The 25,056-nt window shown below is 30.4% G+C and carries 23 protein-coding genes, 1 other RNA gene and 1 pseudogene; 13 read left to right on the top strand and 12 right to left on the bottom strand.

The window, feature by feature from the left end; translation table 11 throughout:
- Positions 1-18: 18 nt before the first annotated feature.
- Positions 19-747, bottom strand: coding sequence for an NYN domain-containing protein (locus AADI82_RS03650; protein WP_034039938.1), 729 nt, complete (start codon positions 745-747; stop codon positions 19-21).
- A gap of 185 nt (positions 748-932) precedes the next feature.
- Between AADI82_RS03650 and AADI82_RS03655 the strand changes: the two genes are divergently transcribed.
- On the top strand, positions 933-3,536 hold the full coding sequence (locus AADI82_RS03655; RefSeq protein ID WP_341215110.1) for a zinc-dependent metalloprotease: 2,604 nt from the start codon (positions 933-935) through the stop codon (positions 3,534-3,536).
- Positions 3,537-3,636: 100 nt separating this feature from the next.
- The gene (locus tag AADI82_RS03660) at positions 3,637-4,827 is read left to right on the top strand and encodes an aspartyl protease family protein (protein WP_341215111.1); all 1,191 of its coding nucleotides are present in this window, start codon (positions 3,637-3,639) and stop codon (positions 4,825-4,827) included.
- A 161-nt stretch (positions 4,828-4,988) separates the two neighbouring features.
- Here AADI82_RS03660 and AADI82_RS03665 read toward each other — a convergent pair whose 3' ends face one another.
- The 6 genes from AADI82_RS03665 to AADI82_RS03690 form a co-directional block, all read right to left on the bottom strand.
- Positions 4,989-5,537, bottom strand: a complete 549-nt coding sequence (locus AADI82_RS03665) for a 1-acyl-sn-glycerol-3-phosphate acyltransferase (RefSeq protein ID WP_341215112.1) — start codon at positions 5,535-5,537, stop codon at positions 4,989-4,991.
- Between the two features lies 1 nt (position 5,538).
- Positions 5,539-6,621, bottom strand: a complete 1,083-nt coding sequence (locus AADI82_RS03670) for an iron-containing alcohol dehydrogenase family protein (RefSeq protein WP_341215113.1) — start codon at positions 6,619-6,621, stop codon at positions 5,539-5,541.
- A gap of 84 nt (positions 6,622-6,705) precedes the next feature.
- Positions 6,706-7,410 carry an HAD family hydrolase gene (locus AADI82_RS03675; RefSeq protein WP_341215114.1) on the bottom strand — a complete coding sequence of 235 codons (705 nt, stop codon included), beginning with the start codon at positions 7,408-7,410 and terminating at the stop codon, positions 6,706-6,708.
- Positions 7,401-8,129, bottom strand: a complete 729-nt coding sequence (gene kdsB / locus AADI82_RS03680; RefSeq protein WP_341215115.1) for a 3-deoxy-manno-octulosonate cytidylyltransferase — start codon at positions 8,127-8,129, stop codon at positions 7,401-7,403. Before kdsB ends, AADI82_RS03675 begins: the two co-directional genes overlap by 10 nt.
- 38 nt (positions 8,130-8,167) lie before the next feature.
- The gene (locus tag AADI82_RS03685) at positions 8,168-8,743 is read right to left on the bottom strand and encodes a DUF4126 domain-containing protein (protein ID WP_341215116.1); all 576 of its coding nucleotides are present in this window, start codon (positions 8,741-8,743) and stop codon (positions 8,168-8,170) included.
- A gap of 21 nt (positions 8,744-8,764) precedes the next feature.
- Complete coding sequence (locus AADI82_RS03690) at positions 8,765-10,189, bottom strand: ATP-binding domain-containing protein (RefSeq protein ID WP_341215117.1); 1,425 nt, start codon at positions 10,187-10,189, stop codon at positions 8,765-8,767.
- Positions 10,190-10,315: 126 nt separating this feature from the next.
- Here AADI82_RS03690 and AADI82_RS03695 point away from each other — a divergent pair, with 126 nt between their 5' ends.
- The 6 genes from AADI82_RS03695 to AADI82_RS03720 all read left to right on the top strand — a co-directional run bounded on the left by AADI82_RS03695 (position 10,316) and on the right by AADI82_RS03720 (position 14,426).
- Complete coding sequence (locus tag AADI82_RS03695; protein ID WP_341215131.1) at positions 10,316-11,053, top strand: hypothetical protein; 738 nt, start codon at positions 10,316-10,318, stop codon at positions 11,051-11,053.
- Positions 11,037-11,858 (top strand): DUF3822 family protein, encoded by an 822-nt coding sequence (locus tag AADI82_RS03700; RefSeq protein WP_341215118.1) that lies wholly within the window; start codon positions 11,037-11,039, stop codon positions 11,856-11,858. The genes AADI82_RS03695 and AADI82_RS03700 overlap by 17 nt, the downstream gene beginning before the upstream one ends.
- Positions 11,858-12,397, top strand: coding sequence for a 16S rRNA (guanine(966)-N(2))-methyltransferase RsmD (gene rsmD / locus AADI82_RS03705; RefSeq protein WP_341215119.1), 540 nt, complete (start codon positions 11,858-11,860; stop codon positions 12,395-12,397). The genes AADI82_RS03700 and rsmD overlap by 1 nt, the downstream gene beginning before the upstream one ends.
- A 166-nt stretch (positions 12,398-12,563) precedes the next feature.
- A complete protein-coding gene (locus tag AADI82_RS03710; protein ID WP_341215120.1) occupies positions 12,564-13,076 on the top strand; it encodes a hypothetical protein in 513 nt (170 codons plus the stop codon).
- Positions 13,077-13,099: 23 nt separating this feature from the next.
- Positions 13,100-13,624 carry a nuclear transport factor 2 family protein gene (locus tag AADI82_RS03715; RefSeq protein WP_341215121.1) on the top strand — a complete coding sequence of 175 codons (525 nt, stop codon included), beginning with the start codon at positions 13,100-13,102 and terminating at the stop codon, positions 13,622-13,624.
- 49 nt (positions 13,625-13,673) lie between these two features.
- Positions 13,674-14,426, top strand: coding sequence for a hypothetical protein (locus AADI82_RS03720; RefSeq protein ID WP_341215122.1), 753 nt, complete (start codon positions 13,674-13,676; stop codon positions 14,424-14,426).
- A 59-nt stretch (positions 14,427-14,485) separates the two neighbouring features.
- Here the strand turns inward: AADI82_RS03720 and rnpB are convergent.
- Positions 14,486-14,823: RNase P RNA component class A (gene rnpB, locus AADI82_RS03725), an RNA gene on the bottom strand.
- A gap of 153 nt (positions 14,824-14,976) precedes the next feature.
- On the opposite strand from rnpB, the gene AADI82_RS03730 reads away from it, so the two are divergent.
- Genes AADI82_RS03730 through AADI82_RS03740 form a run of 3 tightly spaced genes read left to right on the top strand, consistent with a single transcriptional unit; the run spans position 14,977 to position 17,862 of the window.
- On the top strand, positions 14,977-16,710 hold the full coding sequence (locus AADI82_RS03730; RefSeq protein WP_341215123.1) for a DNA polymerase III subunit gamma/tau: 1,734 nt from the start codon (positions 14,977-14,979) through the stop codon (positions 16,708-16,710).
- On the top strand, positions 16,703-17,278 hold the full coding sequence (locus tag AADI82_RS03735; protein ID WP_341215124.1) for a hypothetical protein: 576 nt from the start codon (positions 16,703-16,705) through the stop codon (positions 17,276-17,278). Before AADI82_RS03730 ends, AADI82_RS03735 begins: the two co-directional genes overlap by 8 nt.
- A gap of 2 nt (positions 17,279-17,280) precedes the next feature.
- Positions 17,281-17,862 (top strand): tRNA-(ms[2]io[6]A)-hydroxylase, encoded by a 582-nt coding sequence (locus AADI82_RS03740; RefSeq protein ID WP_341215125.1) that lies wholly within the window; start codon positions 17,281-17,283, stop codon positions 17,860-17,862.
- Here the strand turns inward: AADI82_RS03740 and AADI82_RS03745 are convergent.
- The 4 genes from AADI82_RS03745 to AADI82_RS03760 all read right to left on the bottom strand — a co-directional run bounded on the left by AADI82_RS03745 (position 17,859) and on the right by AADI82_RS03760 (position 22,094).
- Entirely contained in the window at positions 17,859-18,449 is a 591-nt protein-coding gene (locus AADI82_RS03745; protein WP_341215126.1) for a porin family protein, read from the bottom strand. The genes AADI82_RS03740 and AADI82_RS03745 overlap by 4 nt on opposite strands.
- 107 nt (positions 18,450-18,556) lie before the next feature.
- Entirely contained in the window at positions 18,557-19,462 is a 906-nt protein-coding gene (locus AADI82_RS03750) for an exopolyphosphatase (RefSeq protein ID WP_341215127.1), read from the bottom strand.
- A 1-nt stretch (position 19,463) separates the two neighbouring features.
- Entirely contained in the window at positions 19,464-21,527 is a 2,064-nt protein-coding gene (gene ppk1, locus AADI82_RS03755; RefSeq protein WP_341215128.1) for a polyphosphate kinase 1, read from the bottom strand.
- An 81-nt stretch (positions 21,528-21,608) separates the two neighbouring features.
- Positions 21,609-22,094 carry a histidine phosphatase family protein gene (locus tag AADI82_RS03760; RefSeq protein WP_341215129.1) on the bottom strand — a complete coding sequence of 162 codons (486 nt, stop codon included), beginning with the start codon at positions 22,092-22,094 and terminating at the stop codon, positions 21,609-21,611.
- A 475-nt stretch (positions 22,095-22,569) separates the two neighbouring features.
- Between AADI82_RS03760 and AADI82_RS03765 the strand changes: the two genes are divergently transcribed.
- Both AADI82_RS03765 and AADI82_RS03770 read left to right on the top strand, forming a co-directional pair.
- Positions 22,570-23,091 (top strand): hypothetical protein, encoded by a 522-nt coding sequence (locus tag AADI82_RS03765; protein ID WP_341215130.1) that lies wholly within the window; start codon positions 22,570-22,572, stop codon positions 23,089-23,091.
- 32 nt (positions 23,092-23,123) lie between these two features.
- A pseudogene (locus AADI82_RS03770) lies at positions 23,124-25,056 on the top strand (hypothetical protein); the annotation flags it as partial.

Below are 25,056 nucleotides of genomic sequence, written 5' to 3' on the forward strand. Positions count from 1 at the left end.
TTCAGATTGACGCATTTTCTATTTATTCTTCACATAAATCAATTTAAATCGTGTATTACTTTGGTCACGCTGCTCCATTTCAAATTGCGGCAATGATTTAAAAAGTGGTGTTAGTTTAACAAAACCAAAGTTTCTTGAATCAAAATTAGGCTGCTTTTTAAGTATTAACGAACCTACATCACCAAGAAAAGCCCAACCGTCTTCATCGGCTGCATCATCAACAGAATTTTGTAGTAGTTTAATAACTTTAGGCGTTATGTTATATAAATTTTCTTTTTTAGTTTTTACACCCTTTTCATCTTTATCATTATCGCTTTTAAGAATTTCTAAATAAATAAATTTATCACAAGCTACAATAAAAGGGTTGGGTGTTTTTTTCTCGCCCATACCATAAACCTGCATACCTGCTTCTCGCAAACGTGTAGCAAGTTTAGTAAAATCACTATCAGATGAAACTAAGCAAAATCCGTTTACTTTTTCAGAATATAAAATATCCATAGCATCAATAATCATAGCAGAATCGGTAGCATTTTTACCTGTAGTATAGCCGTATTGTTGAATAGGTGTTATAGCATTTTCAAGCAGAATATTTTTCCATTTAGACAAATGTGGTTTGGTCCAATCTCCATAAATCCTTTTAATCGTTGGTGTACCGTACTTTGTTATTTCTTCCATCATTTCTGAAATGTACTTTGATGGTATGTTGTCGCCGTCAATTAAAACGGCAATTTTTGTGTCTTTTATCATATTGCATAAAGGTACTGAAATATTACAGAATATGCATCTACTTCATTTTTTGTTCTATTCAATTAACAAAAGAGCTTTCCTTAACATTTTTAACATTTTATAAAGAAATAACCATTTCATTCTTTTTATTTTTAGCGTCACTAACCAAAAAACACTCAAATATATTTCAATTAAACATTTAATTTATGAAACACCAAAAACTCAGAGTTTTAAAATTTTTAAGCGTAGCATTTATGCTAGCGCTTTTTCTTATTCCTCAAAATACTGAAGCGCAAAGAAGTAAAGTTCGTAAAAAAAAGAACAAAGTAGAAGCTCCAGCTAAACCAGCTCCAAAAAAATCTAAAGAAAAGAAGATTGAAGACCTAGTTAAATCTAGCAAAAAGATTGAAGGTTTATTTACTATGTACCAAGATACACTTACGGGGTCTTTACAAATGTTAATCTCTGACGATCAGATTGATAAAGAGTATATCTATTTTAGTCAAATAGCAGATGGTGTTATGGATGCTGGAAGAATTAATAGAGGTTCGTATATGGGCTCAAAAGTTTTCAAAATTAAAAAGTACTTTAATAAAATTGAATTCGAAACTCAAAACAATTCATTTTACTTTGATCCAGATAGTGCACTTTCAAAATCAAAAGAGGCAAATATTAGTAATGGCAATATGGCAAGTGTTAAAATTGAAGCTCACGACAAAAAGAAAGGGCTATATTTAATTAAAGCAGATGGCTTGTTTTTAAGCGAAACATTTTCTCAAATAAAAAGGCCAAATTTTCCTGGAACACCTCCAACGGCATTTAAACTTGGCAGTTTAAGTAAAACCAAAACAAAGGTTAATTCCATTAAGAATTATGAAGAAAACACCAATCTTCAAGTAGAATATGTATACTCCTCGCCTTCCGTTTTAAATGGTGGATCTAACGCTGTGGCGGATGGAAGAAATGTAAGTATTAAAGTTTTTCATAGTTTAATTGAAATGCCTGATAATGATTATGAAGTAAGATACGACGATCCGAGAGTTGGCTATTTCCTAACACAAGTAGATGATCAAACATCAACGAGTGCAACACCTTATCGCGATTTAGTACACCGTTGGAATTTAAAAAAGAAAGACCCAAATGCTGCAATTTCTGAACCTGTTGAACCCATTACATGGTGGATAGAAAACTCAACACCTGTTGAGTGGCGAGAAACCATTAAAAATGCTGTTTTACAATGGAATGTGGCTTTCGAAAAAGCTGGTTTTAAAAACGCTATGGCTGTTAAAATTCAACCAGATGATGCCGATTGGGATGCTGGAGATATTAGATACAATGTATTACGTTGGACATCGTCTCCTCAACCGCCGTTTGGTGGTTACGGACCAAGTTTTGTAAACCCAAAAACTGGACAAATTTTAGGTGCAGATATTATGTTAGAATATGTTCACTTTACAAATAGAGTGATGTATGATAAGCTATTCGATTTGTCGTCTTTAAACAAAACTTTTGATGGTTCTGAAACTCATGAAGATAATAAAATGTATTGCTCTTTAGGTCATATTATGCACGAAAACACACTTTTTGGAAATGCGGTTTTGAAAGCTTCAAATGCATCAGATTTAGAGATGAAACGCATGAAAAAAGAAGCTATGATTGCTTTAATTATGCACGAAGTTGGACATACATTGGGTTTAAATCATAATATGAAAGCAAGTCAGTTATTTTCACCAGAGCAATTAGCAAATGCAGATTTTATTAATGGAAAATGTTTAACAGGTTCTGTTATGGATTATGCAGCCATAAACATTACAAAAGACAGAAGCAAACAAGGACAATATTACGATACATCTGTTGGACCATACGATGTATGGGCTATCCAATTTGGGTACACTCCATTTAAAAGTAAAAGTGAAAGAGACGCGCTACTAAGTCAATCGACAAAACCAGAATTGATTTTTGGTAATGATGCCGATGATATGCGTTCTCCTGGAAAAGCTATTGATCCGAGAGTTATGGTTGGAGATTTATCTAACGATCAAATTACCTATTCCAACGACCGTTTTGAAGTTATCAATACAATGATGAAAGATATTAAAAATAAGTTTTCAAAATCGGGTCAATCGTATCAAGAACTAAGACAAGCTTATTATATCTTAAGTAGTCAAAGAGGAAGTGCTGCTAATGTAGTTTCAAGATTTATTGGTGGCGTTTATGTAGATAGGGCTATGGCTGGTCAAAATGGCGAAACGCAACCTTATACACCAGTAAGTTTAAAAGACCAAAAAAGGGCTATGGCTAGCTTAAGCAAATACGTTTTTGCTCCAAATGCTTTTGATGCACCAAACGATCTATACAACTATTTAGCAATGCAACGCAGAGGCTATGGGTTTTTTAGTGCTACTGAAGACCCAAAAATACATAGTCAAGTTTTAGGGTATCAAAAAAATGTATTAAATCATATTTTACATCCAAATACATTGCAACGTATTACAGACTCTGAATTGTATGGTAACGATTATAAACTATCTATGTTTATGAGCGACTTAAATAGTGCTATTTTTAAAGCAGATATTAACAGTAGCATCAATTCATTCAGGCAAAATTTACAATTAGAGTATACAAACATGTTAATTGATATGCTCACTGGTAAACAAAGTGGCAGATATACAAATAATGCAAAATCTATGGCGTTATATAATTTAAAAAATATAAGAACCATGGCTGCATCTTCAGGAAATGTATCATCGAGAGCACACAAACAACATTTAAGAACACTTATTGATAATGCTTTAAAAGAGGTTAAATAATAACATTAAAACATAAATAGTTAACAAAAGCCATATCAATTAAAAAAAGATATGGCTTTTATTTTTTTGATTATCTTATTCAAAAATTCACCTTCTTAATATGAAAAAAACTGTAGCTGTCTTTTTTTTATTTATTGTAACTCAATCTTTCGGTCAAAAGAATGTGTTTAAAAAAGGATTAATCATTGAAAAGAATTATTACACTGAAATTAATTTTGAATTTATTTCAGAAAAAATAATTATACCGATAGAAATTGAAAATAAAGTCTATCGCTTTATGTTAGACACAGGAGCACCCAACTTAATTTCTGCAAATCTTAAAAGTATTATTAAAACAGTATCAATAAAAAATATTAATGTACGAGATGCTACAAACAGACAAAATAGTTTAGAGATTGTTTCTATTCCAGAGATTAATTTTGGTGGTGTTATTTTTAAAAATTGTCCAACATTAGTAGATAAAAACAAAGATAATTTAATTTTTGATTGCTTTGAAATTGATGGTATTATTGGAAGCAATATGTTGCAAAAATCTATAGTTCAAATAGATTTAAAAGAAAAAGTAATTAGATTAACCGACGCCAAAAAGAAACTTAATTTAAATAAAGAAAACGCTGCGAAGCTTTATTTAATTGGTGGGCAAAAAAGCCCATATATATGGATTAATTTAAAAGGCAAAACCAATGCTAGAGAGCAATTATTAATTGATACAGGTATGAAAGGGTTTTACGATTTATCACTTAAGAATTTTGGGATACTACAAAAAAACAACATATATAAAGTACACAATGAAGGTATTGGCAGTAAAAGTATTGGCTTATTTGGTGCAGCAAAAAAAAGCAAGCATTATAGAGTTAGTGTTGAAGATTTAAAAATAAATAATACCACTTTTATAAACGTAACTACGGAAACTACAAACGATAGTAATTCAAGAATTGGGTCTGAAATTTTAAAGTATGGAATAATGACCATAGATTTTCTGAACAATAAATTTTATTTTGATTCTTTTGAAAAAACAACCAATTTACAGAAAAAAATACTAGGTTTTAGTCCCACTATAATAAATAATAAACTTGCTGTTGGTATTGTTTGGGATGGAGATTTAAAAAAAGAAATTAGTTTTGGTGATGAAATTATTAAATTAAACACACTTGATGTCACTAAAATTGATATTTGCGATTTTATAACTTCAAAGACCATATACAATAAAAAGGACACTATAGAATTAACTGTAAAAACTAGTGAAGGTTTATTAAAAACTTTATTAGTAGAAAAAACATTACCCAAATAAAAAAAGCTACTTTAATAAAAGTAGCTTTAAGTGTATATAGAGCGAATGTTTCTTTTTAGAGCCAGTAACTGGTTTACTTTATGTTTCATTCGTTATTCTATTTTTTATTGTTCAAAATTTATGCCAAAACTTAATTGAGTGTACAATTTTAATTAAAAAAATTATGAATACTTGGGTACTTTACCTTTTACATCTTTATAGAAATTGTACATAAATTCAAAATCTGCTTTCGTATCATTTGTAGGATAAAAGGGTTCTGAAATCTTATTTTGTTTTTTTTCAAAATCTAGCGTAAACATAATAATGGGTACATTAGCTTCTTTGGCGATATAATAAAACCCTGTGCGCCACTCCTCTACTTTTTTTCTTGTGCCTTCTGGTGCCATAGTCATTCTAAACTCATCATGTTCGGTAAACAATTTTGCTATAGCTTGCACCTTGTTTTCATTAGATTGTCTATTAATTGGTGCGCCTCCTAAAGTTCTAAAAAACCATCCGATAGGAAAAACAAACAATTCTTTTTTACCAACAAAATTCGTTTTAATATTTAAAACTGACCGTAATAAAACACCAATATAGAAGTCGTGCCAACTGGTATGTGGTGCTGCAATAATTACTGCTTTTTTTATTATATCATTAGAAAAATTGATGTTGCCAACCGCTTTCCACCCTAAAAGCTTAAAATAAATAAATTTGGCTAACCACCGCATATTACATTTTTTGGTAAAGTTCTTTAAGCTTCTTTGGTGTTATTATTTTTTTCCAGTTTTTCCCAATGGCGTTTTCCCACAAAGGTTCTAAACTAAGCGATATATTAATCATTACATCAAATTCTCTATCACTTAAATTAGCACAGATTCCTTTAGGCAAAACAATATTATGCTTCTTTTTCATAGCTTTAAAAAGTTTTACTCCTTCTGGATAAAACTCTTCTAAATGATTAAAAACAATGCAGTTTCCTATACCATGTTTCGTGCCTAACAAATATGATAAGCCGTAACTCATAGCATGTGCTACACCAACTTGTGAGTAAACAATACTCATACCTCCGTGCCACGACGCCATCATTAGTTTTTCTTGGGCATCAACTTTAGTAAGTGTATCTCCCAAAAATATATCTTCACAAAGTTGCAAAGCCATTTCGCCATAACTTTGACTAAAAGTATTTAGATAAGTTCCTGTAAGCGATTCAATACAATGTATATAACAATCCATACCTGTATAAAACCACTGCTCTGTTGGAACATCTTTGGTGAGTTCAGAATCTAATATGACTTGATCGAAAGGTGTGAAATCTGAATTTATACCTAATTTTTTTTCTGGACCAGTAAGTACCGTTGTTCTAGAAACTTCTGCTCCTGTACCAGATATAGTTGGAATACCTACATGATATATAGCTGGATTTTTAACTAAATCCCAACCTTGATAATTTTTAGTTTCGCCTTCATTGGTTATCATTATAGAAACCGCTTTTGCCAAATCTAGCAATGTACCTCCTCCTATTCCAATAATTCCAGAGGGACGCTCTTTCGTGTTTAAAATAATGTCTTCAACTAACTCATCTACTTGAGATGTTTTAGGCTCTTCTTTTGCAGATATATATATAATTCTGTCATCGTAAGAAGTAGGTATTCTTGATGTTAACCAAATATTGTTTTTAAATACATCATCTACCAAAAAAATAAATGGCGCATTAATACTTAATCGCTTTGGGGCAATAATATCACTTAACTGATTAAAACTACCTCTGCCAAAAATCACCCTTGGCACCATGGGAAAGTTTTTATAATTCATTTAATATATTTTCTTTTTTCAAAATGTAAAAATAGTACTATTTTCACTTTTACTGGATTAAAAAGTAATGAAATATCTTACTAATTAGTTTAATAAATTTAATACGTCTTTTAGGCCACTAATGGTTTTATATGTTATACCGTTAATTTCTTTTTTACTTACTTTTTCGTGTGCCCAAGTGGTATGAAATGGAATATGAATGGCATTTGCTTTTATATTTACCAAGGGCAAAACATCTGATTTTAAAGAGTTTCCTATCATTAAAAATTCTGATGGTTTAATATCTAAATGGTTTAATAAATTTGAGTAATTAGTTTCCTTTTTATCGCTTAACACTTCAATATGATGAAAATACTTAGTTAATCCAGACTTTTCCAATTTTCGTTCTTGGTCTAACAAATCGCCTTTGGTTGCTAGTATTAATCTGTATTTTTTTGATAGTACACTTAAAACATCTTCCACACCATCAAGCAATTCCACAGGTTTTTCAAGCATATTTTTACCAATATTTAAAATGGCTTCAATAGTTTTGTTTGTAATGCTATAGTTAGATAATTCTAAAGCGACCTCTACCATCGATAAAATGAAAGCTTTTACACCATAGCCATAAAGTGGTAGGTTTTTCATTTCCATTTTAAATAACTCTTGATCTATTTTATTTGGAGTTTCGTATTCTGATAATAAACGTTGAATTTCTTCTTCAGCTTCACGAAAATAAGTTTCATTAACCCAAAGTGTATCATCGGCATCAAAACCAATTACTTTTATATTTTTATAATTTACTTCCATAATTTCTTGGCGCGTTCTAAATCTTCGGGGGTATCAATCTCAACTCCTTGTACATCTGTTTCAACCATTTTTATACGTTTTCCGTATTCTAAATAACGTAATTGTTCAAGTTTTTCAGATGCCTCTAAAGAAAGTATTGGTAAACGATAAAAATCTAATAAAGCTTCTTTTCTAAAAGCATAAACACCTTTGTGCTTGTAATATTTTACACCAGCATTTTTATCTCTTAGGTAAGGAATTATGCTTCGCGAAAAATACAATGCGAAATTAGTATTATCGACAATTACTTTTACGGTATTTGGGTTTTTAATTTCGTCATCATCTGTAATATGAACCATTAAGGATGCCAAATCAATTTTCTTTTTATTGTCATCTTTAAAAACTTCTATCAATTTTTTTAATGATTCTCTGTCAGTAAATGGTTCATCGCCTTGAACATTTATAACAATATCAATATCTAAACTCTCAACGGCTTCGGCTATTCTATCGCTTCCGCAATCATGCTCTCTAATACTCATAATAGCTTTACCTCCGTTATTTACAATTTCGTTATAAATAATATCGCTATCGGTTACTACAAAAACATCATCAAATAGATTGGTGGCAACTGTGGCTTCGTAAGTCCTAGTGATAACCGTTTTCCCTCCTAAATCTTGCATAAGTTTTCCTGGAAAACGTGTTGCACTATAACGTGCAGGAATCATTGAAATTATTTTCATTTATTTCTTAATAATGTATTTCAAAAATACTATAAATATTAATGATTTTTGACCTTAGATGGTTTAAACTTTTTATATAATCTAAAAATGATAAGTAATAAGATGACTACTAAAATCACAGCTAAAATAGGCAAGAATATTGAAATCACAGACATAATCGTTGCCGTTCCAGTTTCTAAAGAAGATACTATGGGATTTCCTAAACCGCCTGTTGTTACGGTTGATGCCAATCGTGTAGTACTTGATGTGCCTGCTATAGCCGCCGCAGTACCACCTCCTGCAATAATGGCTAACGACCAAGTAACCACTGGACTTAAATCGGCAATCGTAGACATCATAACTACTGTTCCTGCGAGTGCCGCCAATGGTATCGCAATACTATCTAATAAGTTATCGATATATGGTATAAAATAGGCAAATATTTCTACCACAGTTGCAACTCCTAAAGTTATTAAAGCCGTTGTACTGCCAATCCATTGCCAAGATTCATTAAGCTGCCAAAGATTAAAATAAGATGCTAAACTTAAGACGAATAATGGCAGAAATATTCTAAAACCAACCGATGCAGAAAGTCCTATACCTAAACAAATACTAATAATGGTTTCTACTGTCATACTTTAAATATAATTAAAAAACTATTCTTCAAAAAAATCATTTTTAAAACCTATAAGATATAATTTTTCTTTAGCTCTAGTAACGGCTGTATATAACCATCGTAAATACTCTTTATCAATACCATTTGGCAAATAAGGTTGCTCTACAAATACGGTATGCCATTGCCCTCCTTGAGATTTATGACATGTTATGGCATAAGAAAATTTAACTTGTAGTGCATTAAAATGTTTATTCCCTTTTATTTTTAAAAATTTTTTGTAATTACTCGATTCGTCCTCATAATCTTTTTGAACTTCTTGATACAATCTATTTGAATCTTCGTAAGTTAACGATGGAGTTTCTGCTTCAATAGTATCCAATAATAAAACCGTTTCAAAAGGTCGCATTTTTGGGTAATCTACCATTCGTACTTTAACTTCAGCAAAGCGAAAACCATACAACTCTTTAATCGAAAAAATTTCTAAAACTTCTATAATATCTCCATTTGCTATAAAACCAGCTTCGGTTGTGGGCTTAATCCAAAAATAATTATTCTTAACTACCATTAAATAATCTCCAGCAGTCAACTCATTTTCGTTAAATAAAATTCGACTTCTAATTTGTTGGTTATAAAGATTAGCACGCTTGTTGCTTCTTACAATAATGGCTGTTTCTTCGTTTCCTAAACTACTGTAAGCATCGTTAATGGCGTCCATTATTTCGTAACCATCAACTAACCTAACAATATCCTTAAATCCGTTTAAATCGAATTTAAATCCATCATAGAAAGTATTTGATATGGCTTCACGTAAAACCGTAGCATTCTCTAAAATACCAGAATCATACTCTTGTCGCATCACTTCATCTAATTCCATTTTAGTAACTTCTTTGTTGTAATTTAAAGCTAACATTTTTTCGTTTAAAGCTGGACTCAAATCTAATTTTACTGGAGGTAATTGTGCTGTATCGCCAATTAAAAGTAGTTTACATTGATGACCAGAATATACATACTGCATTAAATCGTCTAGTAACGACCCATTTTCAAATAATTTAGAATCTCCTGGCGTATCAGGAATCATAGAAGCTTCGTCAACAATAAAAATGGTATTTTTATGCTTGTTAGGCTGCAAAATAAATTTTACACCGCCGCCTTTATCTTTTTTAGGGAAATATATTTTTTTATGAATAGTAAACGCTTCCTTACCAGAATAATTTGAAATAACTTTAGCAGCTCTACCAGTTGGCGCCATTAATACAGCACTTTTTTTTGCTTTCCATAAATTGGTAACCATACAGCCTACTATGGTAGTTTTGCCAGTACCAGCATAACCTTTTAGCAAATACAGTGCATTTGGAGTTTTGCTAAATATGAATTCTGAAAGCTGTTGCAGAACAATATTTTGTTTTAACGTAGGTTGAAACGGAAATTGTTGTTTTATAAGGGCGTAAAATTCGGATGATGTCATTAAAACACTAATATTTTATAAATTATTCAAATATAGAAATGATTTTTACGCACTTTGGTTTTTACGATTAAAAAAAAATTGTAGATTTGCGAAAGACCATTAATAAATTTATCTAATAAATAACGTATCATGAAATTAATTCTCGTTGCAATTGCTGTAATTATTGTTACAATTGGCTTAGTTAAGTTAATTGACAAATTTATTCCTACAAAATTCAAACCTCTTTTGCAACTTGCATTATGGGTAGCTATTGCTTTTTTAGGGTATAATACATTTCAATCTGTATATGCGCCCATTCAATTTAATAAATTAAAAAACAAACGCTACGCTAAAGTAATTGAAAGTTTAAATGATATTAGAGATGCACAATTAGCACACAGAAAAATAACTGGTAAGTTTGCGGGCAACTTTGACAACTTAGTTAAGTTTGTAGATACTGCTCAATATACTATTACACAACGTAGAGATACTAGTGTTATAGACCCTATATTAACGAAACAATTTGGAGTTGATATGTATGAAGATAAAGTTTTAATCGACACTTTAGGATTTGTGCCAGTAAAAGATTCGCTATTTAAAAACTCTGACCGTTATAAAACTATGATGAATGTACCAGTTGGAAAAGAAGACGCTAAATTTGAACTTAAAGCTGGTTTTTTAGAACAAAACAATACCAAAATACCTGTTTTTGAAGCACTAGTAAAAAAATCAGTTATTTTATTTGACCAAGATAAAGATCTCCTTTCTCAAGAAAATCAAGTAGTATCTGTTGATGGTGTTAATGGAGATGCATTAAAAGTAGGTTCAATGGACGAAGTAAATACTGCTGGAAACTGGCCAAAAACATATGGCGCAAACGAATAAAGACTATAATAAACTAACTAATCTAGAATTGTCCATTCAAATAAGTTTGAGTGGACTTTCTTTTTGTATACTACAAAGTGATATAAAAACTATTACAACATTAAAGCATGTTGGCTTTGAAAAAAAGCTAAATCCGTTTGAGGTTCTAGACAAGCTTATTCATCTATTTAATACAGAGTCTGTTTTACAAGCTTCATTTAGTAATGTTAATATAATTTATACTAACGAGCTTTCTACATTAGTACCAAAACCTTTATTTAAAGAAGACTGTTTAGCAGATTATTTAAAGTTTAATTCTAAAATACTTAAATCTGATTTTATAGCTTTCGATACTATTGAATTAAACGACAGTGTTAACGTTTATGTGCCCTATGTAAATGTTAATAATTTTATTTACGAAAAATTCGGCAACTTTACTTATAAACATTTTTCTACAATTTTAATTGAGCGCATTTTATTTATTGAAAAAAATGTGGACAACACTAAGGTTTATGTAAATGTAAATACAAATTATTTTGAAATAATTGTTGTAGAAAAAGGAAAGCTCATCTTTTACAATACTTTTGAATACACTACAAAAGAAGATTTTATTTATTATATACTCTTTACTGCCGAACAATTAAAGCTAAATCCTGAAACCCTTAATTTAATCCTTATTGGCGATATTATTAAAGATGATGAATTTTATAAAATAGTATATAAATATATAAGGCACATTAGTTTTGGTAATCGTTTTGATGATTACAACTATTTAGAACAACCAAAAACCAGTTATTCAAATTTTACTTTAATAAATAGCTTTTAATGCGTATTATATCAGGAATATATAAAAGCAGAAAAATTATCGCACCAAAAAACTTACCGGTGCGTCCAACAACTGATATGGCAAAAGAGTCGTTGTTTAATATTATAAATAATAATTTTTATTTTAGTGATATTTCCGTACTCGATTTGTTTGCAGGAACAGGTAATATAAGTTACGAGTTTGCTTCTAGAGGTACAGAACAAATTACAAGTGTCGATCAAGATTTTGGTTGCATTAAGTTTATAAATAAAACAGCAGAAACTTTTAAAATGCCAATTAGTACTATTAAAAGTGATGTGTTTAAGTTTTTAGAAAAAACAACTTTGCAAGCTCATATTATTTTTGCAGATCCGCCTTATTCATTTTCTGAAGAATTATTTTCTAAAATTCCAGAATTAATCTTTCAAAATAATTTATTATTAGAAGAAGGTTTGTTAATTATTGAGCATTCCAAACATACAAATTTATCTAATCTTATCCATTTTAGCTATTCAAAAAGTTATGGTGGTAATGTGTTTAGCTTTTTTGAAGTAAATTAATTTTTCAACATTTTATTCATAATTCCTTTTTTTTCAGTACATTAGTAATCTCCTTAAGAGTCCCAGACTCTATTAACATCTTACTCTCAACAAAAAAGCAATACACTTTCTTGTGCACTTATTTTATGGTTAGAATTTAATACTAACATTTTAAACCACTAACCAAATGAAAAAACTCTTTTTATTAGGACTTGCAATTACGCTATTTATTGCTTGTCAAAATCAACCACAACGTTATTTTGCTGAATCTCCTGAGATTGAAACATTAAAAGCAGGAATAAATGCTTATGAAAAAGGAGATTGGAGTAAATGGAAAAGTCATTTTGCAGATACCGCCAAAATATTTGTTAATTCAACCAAACCGGTAACAGTTGAAAAGAGATTAGAAGACCTAAAAGCATCCACTAGTGCTATGTCAGCTTATGGTTTTAATCATGATAAAGAATATGTTGAAATGGTTTTAGACAAAGAAGACGAAACTTGGGTCTATTATTGGGCAGCACACAAGGCAACCTTTACAGCTACCAATAAAGAATTACTTATCCCAGTTCATTTAGCAGTTCAATTTGTTAATGGAAAAATTGTTGAAGAACATATTTATTTTGATGGTACTGCTATGAATTCCGAATTTGAAGCATTAGTAAATTCTAAAACTGAAATGGAAACACCAGAGGAATAATATTCATTAAAACTTTAAATAAAATGAAAAAGCTACTCTTACTTGGGTTTATTTTCTCCCTTATTTTAGCGTGTAATTCAGAACCTGAACGTTATTTCTCTGAATCTCCAGAAATAGAATCCTTAAAATTAAGGATAAAGGCTTATGAAGCACAAGATTGGGATTCTTGGAAAACCCAATTTGCAGATACCGCAAAAGTATTTCATAATAAAAACATAGGAATTTCTTATTTGGAAAGTATGAAAAATCATCAAGACATGATTGCTAACTTCTCATCTTATGGCTTTTCAGATGAAAAAACAGTGCTAGAAATGGTAATTGATAAAAACGGCAAAAAATGGGTTAATTATTGGTCCGTTTGGAGTGGAAAACTAAAAGCAAATGGTAAAGAGTTAGTAATTCCTGTGCATTTAACCTCTCAATTTGTTAATGGTAAAGTAGTAAAAGAGTATGGGTATTACGACACCGCTTCTATTACCGCCGCCTTTATCGAAATTGAAGCTGGTGAGATGGAAAAAAAAGCAGCAGAAGAATCATTAAAACAGTAAACTAAAAGCAATTCCAATTTGTGATAATAACCAACTAAAATATCTAAATATGAAAACAATCAAATCAACTTTTTTATTCGCATTAATTTTATGCCTTTCAATTAATTTATTAAATGCTCAACAAGCCTATCAAATTCATCAAGATAATGTTAAGCCTTCCAAATTCATGGAATATGAAAAAATTGCTAAAGAGTTTAATGCAGCATGCGTAGAACACAACCTTCAATCTACTTGGTTTACGGCAATGAGTAACGATTTTAAATACTTTTATATTACGCCAATTGAAAACTTTGCAGAATTAGACAAACGTCCGTTTGCAGATATGGCAAAAGCTATGGGAGACAAATTTGGCGACATGTTTGATCGTTTCGATACATGCTACGACTCACATGGTACATATGTTATTTTTAAAGACGATAAACTATCATATACACCAGATGAAGATGCTAAACCCGCAGAAGCACAAAATTATAGAAAATGGTTTTACATGTATTATACGCCAGAAAACGCTAAAAAAATGCGCGAGGGTATGAAAGCAGTAAAGGAGTTTTTTAAAAGCAAAGGTTCAACAGAATATTATAATGTATACCGCAACGGATTTGGACAATTAGAAAATTACTATTTAGTATCTGTTCCTGCAAAAGATGAAATAGATTCAGCCACAAGAGGAAAAGCCAATCAAGACGTTTTGGGTCCAGACAGATGGGATGTTTTTAGCAAAGTAATGAATTATACAACAAGAACAGAAGAATATACAGGAGAAATGCGTCCAGATTTATCGTATTCACCTAAAGAAAATTAATTTTTTACCAACCATTTTTAACAATAAACCCTTCTTAGTAATTAAGAAGGGTTTAATTATGTTTAAGTAAATCTATAAGCCGAATTCTGTACTTTTCCTTTTTAAAAAAAGAATTCCTAAAAATAAAAAGTCCTTATCATTTATCTGAGTGTATAGTTACCCATACACTTTAGCTGCCTACCCTCCAGCAATCGAGCGTGCAGCCCTCAAGCACTGGTTTACATGACATTGCACCACATAGAGTTTACCTGGTTTCACTACAGCATTACCTGTACATACTTTCTGTTGCACTTTTCCTAGCCTCACGACTGGTGGCTGTTAACCACTATGTTGCACTTTGGTGTTCGGACTTTCCTCCATTCCGATAAATCGAAACAGCGATAAGGCGATTTACTTGAGCACAAAATTACAATAAACAAATACCAAAATCTAAATATATTTAAAGTACATGTATTTTACTGCTAGAGTTGTTAATAACTCCTATTAAATTCTAAGTCCAAAATTCTAATTTCTAAATTGAATTTTTAACTTTGTTACTTTAACAACTTCAATGGAACATTTTGTAGTATCGGCTCGTAAATACAGACCCCAAACGTTTAAAGACGTAGTTGGGCAACAAGCTATTACAAATACGTTATTGAATGCTATTGAAAACAATCATTTAGCTCAAGCCCTTTTGTTTACTGGCCCTCGAGGAGTTGGTAAAACAACATGCGCCCGTATTTTGGCAAAAATGATTAATAGTGATGGCTCTGAAACTGGTGATGAAGATTTTGCATTTAATATTTTTGAGCTTGATGCAGCATCAAACAATTCAGTTGATGATATAAGAAATTTAACTGATCAAGTCCGTATTCCACCACAAGTCGGTAAGTATAAAGTCTATATTATTGATGAGGTACATATGCTATCTCAAGCCGCTTTTAATGCTTTTTTAAAAACTTTGGAAGAACCCCCAAAACATTGTATTTTTATTTTAGCAACTACCGAGAAACATAAAATAATTCCAACTATTTTATCGCGTTGCCAAATTTTTGATTTTAAACGCATAACTGTTAAAGATGCTAAAGGCTATTTAAAATATATTGCCGATGAGCAAGGTGTAAAAGCTGAGGATGATGCACTACATATCATAGCCCAAAAAGCAGATGGTGCCATGCGAGATGCTTTATCCATTTTTGACAGAGTAGTTAGTTTTTCTGGTAAAAATCTAACACGACAAGCCGTTACAGAAAATTTGAATGTACTTGATTATGAAACTTATTTTACAAGTACAAATCTTATTTTAGAAAATAAAATCCCAGAATTGTTGCTTCAATTTAACAATACACTTTCAAAAGGGTTTGACGGACATCATTTTATAGCTGGTTTAGCATCTCATTTTAGAGATTTACTAGTTAGTAAAACACCAGAAACTATAGAACTGCTTGAAGTTGGTGAACAAACCAAAAACAAATATTTAGAGCAATCTAAAAAAGCCTCGCAAGAATTTTTAATGCAAGGTATTAATCTTGCCAACGATTGCGATCTCAAATACAAAACCAGCAAAAACCAACGCTTACTTGTTGAGTTATGTTTAATGCAGCTTGCCTCTATCACTTTTGATGGAGAAAAAAAAAATAGCAAACATTACATAATTCCGGCTTCTTATTTTAAAAAGAAAGGTATAACTCCTATACCTGTAACTTTACCACCAAAAACTACTAAAAATAAAGCTTTAGAAGTTAATGAATTAGAAACCACTTCTAGAAAAGACGACGTTCCTGCAGCTGTAGCTAACTTACAAGTAAAAGAACCTCCAAAAATAGTTTTAAAACAAGATACTAAACGCACATCGGGACTATCGCTAAGCAGTATAAGAGCAAAAAAAGAACATCAAATACGACAAATGGATGTTGTAATTGATGAAGAAAACTTACCAAAAGATCCTTTTACAGAAAAGCAATTAGTTGAAACTTGGAATGCATATGTTAAAAAAATCGAAGATAAAGGGCAATATAATCTAGCTTCAATTTTATCGATTGATATTCCAAAGCTAAAAGAAACAACTATTCATTTAGAATTCCCTAATGAAACGAATAAGGTAGAAGTTGAACGTCAGCAATACAATTTATTAGGTTTTATTAGAAAGGCTTTAAACAATTTTGATATTGGTTTATCGATAACCGTAAACGAAGTTTTAGAGAAAAAATACGCCTATACTAGTATGGATAAATTTGAAAAATTAAAGGCTAAAAACCCTAATATTGAAACTTTAAAAAAAACTTTTGGTTTAGATGTTTAAATACTTATTTATAAAAAAGTTATGTGTTTTTATTTTCGTTGTAATTATTACTTTAATAAGCTGTGACGGACGTGATAGAAAGTATAAAACAAATACAGAAGTTTTAAAAGAAAACAAACTGTTTGATTCTTTTTCTGAGGAAATAAAATACATTCCCGAGCAACGTACCGAAGTTTTAACAGATACCTTTTTAAGCACAGGTTTTCAAATTAAAATACAATATTATGCGCTTGATACTAAAACTGTAAAGTTTTCAAACGATAAAAACAAAACACTTCATTTTAAAAATTTTGAAGCTCAACTTCAAATTTTAAAAAACAATAAATTGGTAGTTCAAAATATTATCAATAAAAGGAGCTTTATAGAATTTGAATCTCCTACTTTTTGGGAACAAGCCATTATGCAATTCATTTGGATAGATTATGAAAAATCAACCGAAAACATTATAACGCTAAACACATCTTTTAACATTCCAGAAACTGAAATTTACAAAGACTTTAGCATTATAATTGATGCTTTTGGAAATATTAAGATACGAGAAATTAGTCTTGTTGAAAATGTATTATAGTTATGTTAGGATTAAAATTACCAACCGATCCGCGTTGGGTAAACATTGTAGAAAAAAATATTGAAGATATACTTACAGATCATGCTTTTTGCGAGCAAAAGGCAACAAGTACTGCTATATCTTTAATTGTTAGTTTTCCAGAGTATACAGAGTTAGTACAAGAAATGGTGGCTTTAGTGAAAGAAGAAATAAGCCATTTTAAAATGGTACACGATATCATTATAAAACGTGGTTGGACTTTAGGTCGAGATAGACGTGATGATTATGTGGTACAATTAATTAAATTTTTCCCTAAAGGTGGTAGCAGAACTACACAACTGGTGCATCGATTATTGTATGCTGCATTAATAGAAGCTAGAAGTTGCGAACGTTTTAGACTACTTTCTGAAGAATTACAAGATAAAGAATTAGCTGATTTTTACAGAAAATTAATGGTAAGTGAAGCTAATCATTATACTATGTTTTTAGGCTTTGCTAGACAGTACGGAAATAAAAAAGAAGTTGACACCAAATGGCAGCAACTTCTTGAATATGAGAGTAAAATTATGGCAAATCTCGGTAAAACCGAAACCATACACGGTTAAAATTTGTAACCAATACCAATTTGAATATTTGTGTTTTTTGCTTCAACATTTAAGTGGTCGTCAAATATGTTTGAGAAACCGTAAGTGTATCTTAAATCTGCAAAAAGCATATGAGATAGTTTGTATTCTATTCCTCCAACGCCTGAATAGGCAAAGTTTTTAATACCATCTTCGTATTTATGAACCTTTAAACTAACTTGTGGACCAGCTCCAATATGAATTTTTTCGCTAATTCTAAATCTGAAAAAAATGGGAGCTTGAATATAATCTAAATGTAGTGTTTCTTCATTAGCACCTTCAGCAGAAAACTGAATTTCTGGCATTAAAGACACTGTATTAGATAAGCCAATATTAGCAAAAAAACCAACAAACATACTGTTTCTATGCTTGTTGCTCATGGTTGGTGCTGCCTTAAAGTCAAGATTAGAAATATTATAACCTCCTCTTATACCATACATTACACCTTTAAATGCAGGGCCTTTAGACATTACTTTTGTAGAATCTATTGCTTTAGTAGAATTATCATTTTGAGAAAATCCATAAAATGAAAAACTAAGCAATACTGTTATTAGTAATAATTTTTTCATAAGTTATTATTTAATAGGTTTGGGTTTAAAATAATAGCAATTTTATGTGGACGAATATATATTATAAAATTATAATACTCGTATTTTAAAAGATGAATGGCACAATTTTACTGTGTATTGCTAGAAACTGTTTCGAAATATATACTTTTTATAATACCGTCGGCTAAACCAATTTTAGGAACATATATGTATTTTGAACGACTCCATTTCATTGCAGAAAGATAAATACGCATAGCAGGAATAATTACATCTGCCCTATCTTGATTTAACGAAAGCTCTGTGATGCGTTCTTCATAAGAATAGCTTTGCAACATATTATAATAAGAAGTTAAATAGAAATAAGTAAGGGGTTTGCCTAATGCCTTTCCTGATATTTTGAAGATTTTGTTAATATTACCACCAGAACCTAAAACATCTATTTTATCGTAAGGCTTTACAATAGTAGTTATCCATTCTTGTAATTCTTCCCAAGCTTCTTTTTTAACCATATCGTTAAGTAGCCTTACAGTTCCTATTTTAAATGATTTTGATGCTGTTTGTTTTCCTCTATGAATAATAGTAAACTCAGTACTACCGCCACCAACATCTACATACAAATACGTTTTATTATCGTCTATAAATTTATTCAAATCTGTAGCTGCAATAATAGCTGCTTCTTCTTCACCTTCAATAACATCTATACTAATACCTGAATTTTCAAATACTAAATCGACTATTTTTTTACCATTTGTAGACTCACGCATTGCCGATGTAGCACAGGCTTTATATTTTACTACTTTATGAGATTTCATTAAAAGCTTAAAAGCAAGCATGGTATCTAAAATACGTTGTGTATTCTCTTTCGATATTTTTTGTTTAATAAACACATCAGCACCCAAACGAATAGGGACACGAACTAATGAATTTTTTTTGAATTGAACAGGTTTACCTTTCTCTTCGATAATATTTGAAATTAGTAATCTTACAGCATTTGAACCTATATCTATAGCTGCATATTTTTTTATTGAAAGCATACTAGTTTTCTAACTTGTTTTGATAATAATTGTAAATAGCAATTTGAGATCTTACTTTTGGTTTATCATTAATTCTATATTCATTTTCTTGTGATGTATTTAATAATCTAGCTTTTACATTATCGCTCCAACAAATGGCATAGGTATCAATAATTTCTTGTTTTAATGCTTCGTTATAAATTGGACAACTCACTTCTACTCTATTGTCTATGTTTCTTGTCATCCAATCTGCAGAAGATATATAAACTTTTGAATTATCATTTTCTCCAAAAATATAAATTCTTGAGTGTTCTAAAAATTTATCAACAACACTTATAACTTCAATATTATCACTCATTCCTTTAACACTAGGGATTAAACAGCAAATCCCTCGAACTATCATCTGTATTTTTACTCCTGCTCTACTAGCTTCGTATAATTTATCAATCATTACATAACTAGAAATGCTATTCATTTTTAATCGAATTCTACCAGTTTTTCCATTTTTAACCTTTTCAACCTCTTCGTCAATTAACTTAGATAAAGCTTTTTGAGTATAATGTGGAGAAGTTATTAAATGCTTATACCTGAATATTTTATAATTAGTTTGAAAGAAGTTAAAAATTTTATTGACATCTTTTAAAATACTCTGATCTGAAGTAAAAAGCGTGTAATCTGTATAAATTTTTGCTGTAGATTCGTTAAAATTTCCTGTGCTTATAAAACCGTAGCGTTTTATTTTATTGTTCTCTTCTCTTTCTATAACACACATTTTGCTATGTACTTTTAAACCTTGAACGCCAAAAATTAAATTTACGCCTTCATCTTCCATTTGTTGTGCATAATTTATATTGGCTTGTTCATCAAAACGTGCTTGGAGTTCTATTGAAACTGTTACTGTTTTTCCATTAATTGCTGCATTTATTAGCGAACTTGCAACATGAGAAATCTCTGCTAATCGATAAATAGTAATTTTAATGGTTTTTACTTTAGGGTCTAATGCAGCTTCTCTTAAAAACTTAACTATATAAGAAAATGTATGATAAGGAGCATAAAGCAAATATTCTTTAGTAGCAATGGCTTCAAAAATACTGGACTCAAAACTAAGTCCTTTGATGCGTAAAGGTTCTATTTTATCATAAAGAAGATCTGTTCTTCCTAAACTAGGAAAGCTCATATAATCTCGTCTGTTGTGATAACGCCCACCAGGAATGATACTATCTGTATCGTCAATTCCCATTTTAGACATTAAGTACTCTAAGGTATCATTATCAATAGTCTTATCATACACAAATCTTACAGGCTCTCCTACTTGTCTGTGCTTTACGCTATCTGATATTTTATCTATAAAACTTTTACTTAAATCACTTTCAAAATCTAATTCGGCATCACGAGAAATTTTAATCATATGAGCCGATATGCTTTTATAATCGAAAATATTGAATATATCACTTAAACAGTGACGTAATAAATCATCAATTAGAATAATAAAGCTTTTATCTCCTTGCTTTGGTAGTTCAACAAAACGATTTATTGATTTTGGTATTTCTAATAAAGCAAATTGATTTTCATTATTAGCCATTATCATTCGTACAGCTAAATAAGCTCCAGTGTCTTTTAAATTAGGTAGCTGCACTAAATCGTTTAAAATAATAGTTACTAGTGCTGGACTTACACTTTGTACAAAGTATTTTTTTATAAAATCATGCTGGGTATTATCAATTTGGGTTTCATTTATTATATAAATATTCTCTTCTTCTAACTTGTATTTAATACTGTCTAAAATACCCAAGCTTTCGCTTTGTTGCTTGATTACAATTTGAGTTATAATTTCTAACAACTCTTTTGCTTTAATACCTCCAAGCTCATTTTTACCTCCTTTTCCTGCTTCTACAATTCTTTTAACGGTAGCGTATCTTACCTTAAAGAATTCATCTAAATTATTAGAGAAAATACCTAAAAAGCGTAAACGTTCAATTAATGGCACTGTTTTATCTGTGGCTTCTTGTAAAACTCTTGCGTTAAACTGCAACCAGCTTATTTCTCTATTAATGTATATATTATTGTGTTTTTCAGCTTTAGTCATATTTTTATTTAAGCAAATGTTATAACAAATATATTCTATTTATACTTAATAATTTATCTAAGAATTATCTATTACAACGTGTTATTTTAAATCTTTTGGAAATAATGTATATACCGTTTTTCCTTTATTTAAATCCGCCCAATTATCTATGTCGAATTCAATAATTACTACGCCACAGGTTGGTACATTTTCTATATATTTATCACCATAGGTATTTACAAAATCTGTTATGGCATGATTATGCCCAAAAACCATTAACGTATTAATTGATGCAGCAACTTCTTTTATAGTTTTAATAAGATTCTGCCCTGAAAAATCATATAAATTATGGTTTAAATCCATTAAACTTTTGTCAATATTTAAGTTTAAAATAAATGCATTTGCTGTAGTTTTTGCACGTACAGCATCACTAGATAACACTTTATTAATTATTAAACCTTTGTTTTTTAAGTAATTAGACATTGTCTCTACATCATTAACTCCTCTTTCGTTTAATGGTCTTTCGTGGTCAATAACATTGTGTTTCCATGAAGATTTTGCATGCCGTACCAAAATTAGTTTTTTCATAAATATTCGATTAAATGCGTTTTTTATCGACAAAAAGTTGTTTTTCTCGATTAAAATCAATTTATTTGTTCTTTATTAGAATAGAAATGTAATTAAAAAAATAGAATGGAAAAAATTTATAAGCTAACCAGCAAATTTATAAGTAGTTATGTTTTAGCAACAATCGATAAGTTGATTTATTAAATCGATAAAAAGATGATAGCTGCCTTTTTATCGAATTTATAAGTGATTTAACACTTTTATTTGATAAAGCAGTAACATATACGTTGTTTTGCTTTACCTACTTTAAAAAATTGAAAATTATGATCCCAAATCTAGTTTCTAGTTATAAAATAGCATTGATTTTCAATGTTTTCCCTCACAGTTTTTCCCTCAAAAGCTTTAACTCTATTCTTTGTTTTTTAGTTATTTACAGTGGCTAAAACACTAGAATAGTATCTAGTATATTTATAGTATAGTTTTAAATTTAATAATTATGAAGAATAAATCAGCTTTAACATTTTACACTTTTTTATTTGTGTGTTTTGCATCTCTTATGTATACAGGACAAGTTTTAGGGCAAGAAAATGATATTTTCGAACTTACAAATGATGATGAATTGTCTAAAGTAAAAGTAAAAAAATATAAAGAAGACAATAGAGGTAAATTTTATAACCTAGCTCAAAAACTACATACCACAAGTTATATTAGTAATAATACTATAAATAAAGTGTATGGCGAAGGTGAAATAAAAAAAATAACTTTTGAGGATAGTAAATCGTTTAGCTTATTAAATAATAAAATTTACAATGCTGTAGAGTTAATTACTGTAACATTAAATAATCTTAGTGATTTAAATAATACGTTAGATTTAACAACAAATAAAAATCTTAGTAGTCTTAAGTATGTATTTGTAAAATGTAACTTTAAATGCAAAAAACAGCAAATTAAGAAATTTGTTAAAGCTAAATCAAATTCTAAAATAAGAATTTTTTACAAAACTGAATCCCCATCATAACAAAGCATAAGGTCAATTTAAAAGATTACGACATGAGAAAACTATACACTAATAAATCTTTTGCAAATAACAATTCTATTAGATTGATGTTTTTTGCAGTTTTATTTCTAACAACCATCTTTAGTAGCTATAGTCAGGTTAGAGTTCCTTTTACTCCTAGAACTTCAAATGATACACCTACAAAAACTGTATATAGTATTAAAGGTGATTTTTCTATGATTGGAAATACAAACCTTACATTAGTTAATTATGGAAATACAACTCCTAATAACAATGACATGGAATATGTTGATGTTGATGGTACTGCTGTTCCAGGAAACAATACACTTAATTCATCTTCTGCTACAGTAACATTTTCTACTGAAAATGGAGCAATTCCAGATTGCTCAAATATTATTTATGCTGGCTTATACTGGACTGGTAGAGCAGACACGGGTGCAGATCCTAATATTGATGGAGACAATGACCCAAATACATTTCAAGTAACTAAAGGAGGAGTAACAAAAAACTTCGATAAACGTAAAGTATCTATAAAGGGTCCACTTTCAGCAAATTATACAGAAATTACTGCTGCGTCTTCAGGTATAGCAGCTGACCCTATAAATATTGCATATCCAACTAACGCTGATCAACGCAACATGTATGCTGGTTATGCAGAGGTTACAGATTATGTTAAAGCTAATGGAGTTGGTGAATACTTTGTTGCAGATATGGCCTTAAGAGAAGGAAATCCAGATGGCACGGGTTATTATGGTGGTTGGGGTATGGTAATAGTTTACGAAAACTCTAAAATGAATTGGAGAGATATTACTGTTTTTGATGGTCATGCTTATGTTACCAACGTAGCATCTAGTCATAATATTGATGTCTCAGGATTTAATGCAGTACCTAGTGGAGATGTAAATGTTAAACTTGGTTTAATGGCTGGTGAAGGCGATGTACAATATACTGGAGACTTTATTGAAATGGTAATACCAGACGGTGATGATGATACTACTGAACCAATTGATTTTTCAACATTAAACAATAATAGTTATCAACGACTATCACATAGTAATAATACAACAGGAAACTTTTTTAATTCTACTATTGATACAGGAGGAAACCTTCGTAGTCCTAATTTACAGAATAATACAGGTTTAGATATAGTTATGTTTGATATTGATAACACTGGAAATGTATTGATACCTAATAATAAAACCTATACTAGATTTAGATATGGATCAGTTCAAGACACTTACATTATTTTCAATTTAACTTTTTCTGTAAATGCATATGTTCCTGAACCAGAAGGGGTATTAAATATAACTTCAGTTAACGGAAATACTCCTAACCCTCCAGATATACTTGAACCTGGTCAATATTCAGAATATACCTTAGAGATAAAAAATACTGGAACTGAAGCTACAGATAATACTATAATTACTATTCCTTTACCAGATAGTGTAAATCCAAGCAATTTAAATATAACTACTAATACTTATCCTCCATTTTCAACAACAAATGTTCCAGTGTATACTACTGGCCCTGGGTTTGGTTCAAATGGTTCTATTGTTTGGGATTTAGGAACATTGCCTGTTCCAACAGATCCTAATACTGTTTTAGCAGATATTAGTTTTAGATTGACAGTAACCACAGACTGTACTATGTTAACCGCTCCTTCTTTTAGCCCTGAAGTTTCATTAGATGGAACTATTGTTGGTACAGGAGCAATATCTAATGTTCCCTTTAATTTTCCTTTAATACAAGGTTATCAAACAACAGGCTTGTGTACAGGAGAACCCATTCCTACACCTATTGTTATTGATATTGACTATTTAGATTATATAAATGAACCACCTACAGCCTCAAACCCTGCGCCTATTAGTGTGGAGTGTATTGACGATGTTCCTGCTGCCGATGTAACTGTAGTTACTGATGAAGCTGATAACCAAGGAACGCCTACGGTAGCTTTTGTAGGCGATT

The organism is uncultured Wocania sp., assembly GCF_964021735.1.
Lineage (GTDB): Bacteria > Bacteroidota > Bacteroidia > Flavobacteriales > Flavobacteriaceae > Wocania_A.

What these genes read in the sequence shown, in the direction of transcription:
- AADI82_RS03650 (WP_034039938.1), bottom strand. Translation starts at nt 747, where the DNA reads ATGATAAAAGACACAAAAATTGCCGTTTTAATTGACGGCGACAACATA.
- AADI82_RS03655 (WP_341215110.1), top strand. Translation starts at nt 933, where the DNA reads ATGAAACACCAAAAACTCAGAGTTTTAAAATTTTTAAGCGTAGCATTT.
- AADI82_RS03660 (WP_341215111.1), top strand. Translation starts at nt 3,637, where the DNA reads ATGAAAAAAACTGTAGCTGTCTTTTTTTTATTTATTGTAACTCAATCT.
- AADI82_RS03665 (WP_341215112.1), bottom strand. Translation starts at nt 5,537, where the DNA reads ATGCGGTGGTTAGCCAAATTTATTTATTTTAAGCTTTTAGGGTGGAAA.
- AADI82_RS03670 (WP_341215113.1), bottom strand. Translation starts at nt 6,621, where the DNA reads ATGAATTATAAAAACTTTCCCATGGTGCCAAGGGTGATTTTTGGCAGA.
- AADI82_RS03675 (WP_341215114.1), bottom strand. Translation starts at nt 7,410, where the DNA reads ATGGAAGTAAATTATAAAAATATAAAAGTAATTGGTTTTGATGCCGAT.
- kdsB (WP_341215115.1), bottom strand. Translation starts at nt 8,129, where the DNA reads ATGAAAATAATTTCAATGATTCCTGCACGTTATAGTGCAACACGTTTT.
- AADI82_RS03685 (WP_341215116.1), bottom strand. Translation starts at nt 8,743, where the DNA reads ATGACAGTAGAAACCATTATTAGTATTTGTTTAGGTATAGGACTTTCT.
- AADI82_RS03690 (WP_341215117.1), bottom strand. Translation starts at nt 10,189, where the DNA reads ATGACATCATCCGAATTTTACGCCCTTATAAAACAACAATTTCCGTTT.
- AADI82_RS03700 (WP_341215118.1), top strand. Translation starts at nt 11,037, where the DNA reads ATGGCGCAAACGAATAAAGACTATAATAAACTAACTAATCTAGAATTG.
- rsmD (WP_341215119.1), top strand. Translation starts at nt 11,858, where the DNA reads ATGCGTATTATATCAGGAATATATAAAAGCAGAAAAATTATCGCACCA.
- AADI82_RS03710 (WP_341215120.1), top strand. Translation starts at nt 12,564, where the DNA reads ATGAAAAAACTCTTTTTATTAGGACTTGCAATTACGCTATTTATTGCT.
- AADI82_RS03715 (WP_341215121.1), top strand. Translation starts at nt 13,100, where the DNA reads ATGAAAAAGCTACTCTTACTTGGGTTTATTTTCTCCCTTATTTTAGCG.
- AADI82_RS03720 (WP_341215122.1), top strand. Translation starts at nt 13,674, where the DNA reads ATGAAAACAATCAAATCAACTTTTTTATTCGCATTAATTTTATGCCTT.
- AADI82_RS03730 (WP_341215123.1), top strand. Translation starts at nt 14,977, where the DNA reads ATGGAACATTTTGTAGTATCGGCTCGTAAATACAGACCCCAAACGTTT.
- AADI82_RS03735 (WP_341215124.1), top strand. Translation starts at nt 16,703, where the DNA reads ATGTTTAAATACTTATTTATAAAAAAGTTATGTGTTTTTATTTTCGTT.
- AADI82_RS03740 (WP_341215125.1), top strand. Translation starts at nt 17,281, where the DNA reads ATGTTAGGATTAAAATTACCAACCGATCCGCGTTGGGTAAACATTGTA.
- AADI82_RS03745 (WP_341215126.1), bottom strand. Translation starts at nt 18,449, where the DNA reads ATGAAAAAATTATTACTAATAACAGTATTGCTTAGTTTTTCATTTTAT.
- AADI82_RS03750 (WP_341215127.1), bottom strand. Translation starts at nt 19,462, where the DNA reads ATGCTTTCAATAAAAAAATATGCAGCTATAGATATAGGTTCAAATGCT.
- ppk1 (WP_341215128.1), bottom strand. Translation starts at nt 21,527, where the DNA reads ATGACTAAAGCTGAAAAACACAATAATATATACATTAATAGAGAAATA.
- AADI82_RS03760 (WP_341215129.1), bottom strand. Translation starts at nt 22,094, where the DNA reads ATGAAAAAACTAATTTTGGTACGGCATGCAAAATCTTCATGGAAACAC.
- AADI82_RS03765 (WP_341215130.1), top strand. Translation starts at nt 22,570, where the DNA reads ATGAAGAATAAATCAGCTTTAACATTTTACACTTTTTTATTTGTGTGT.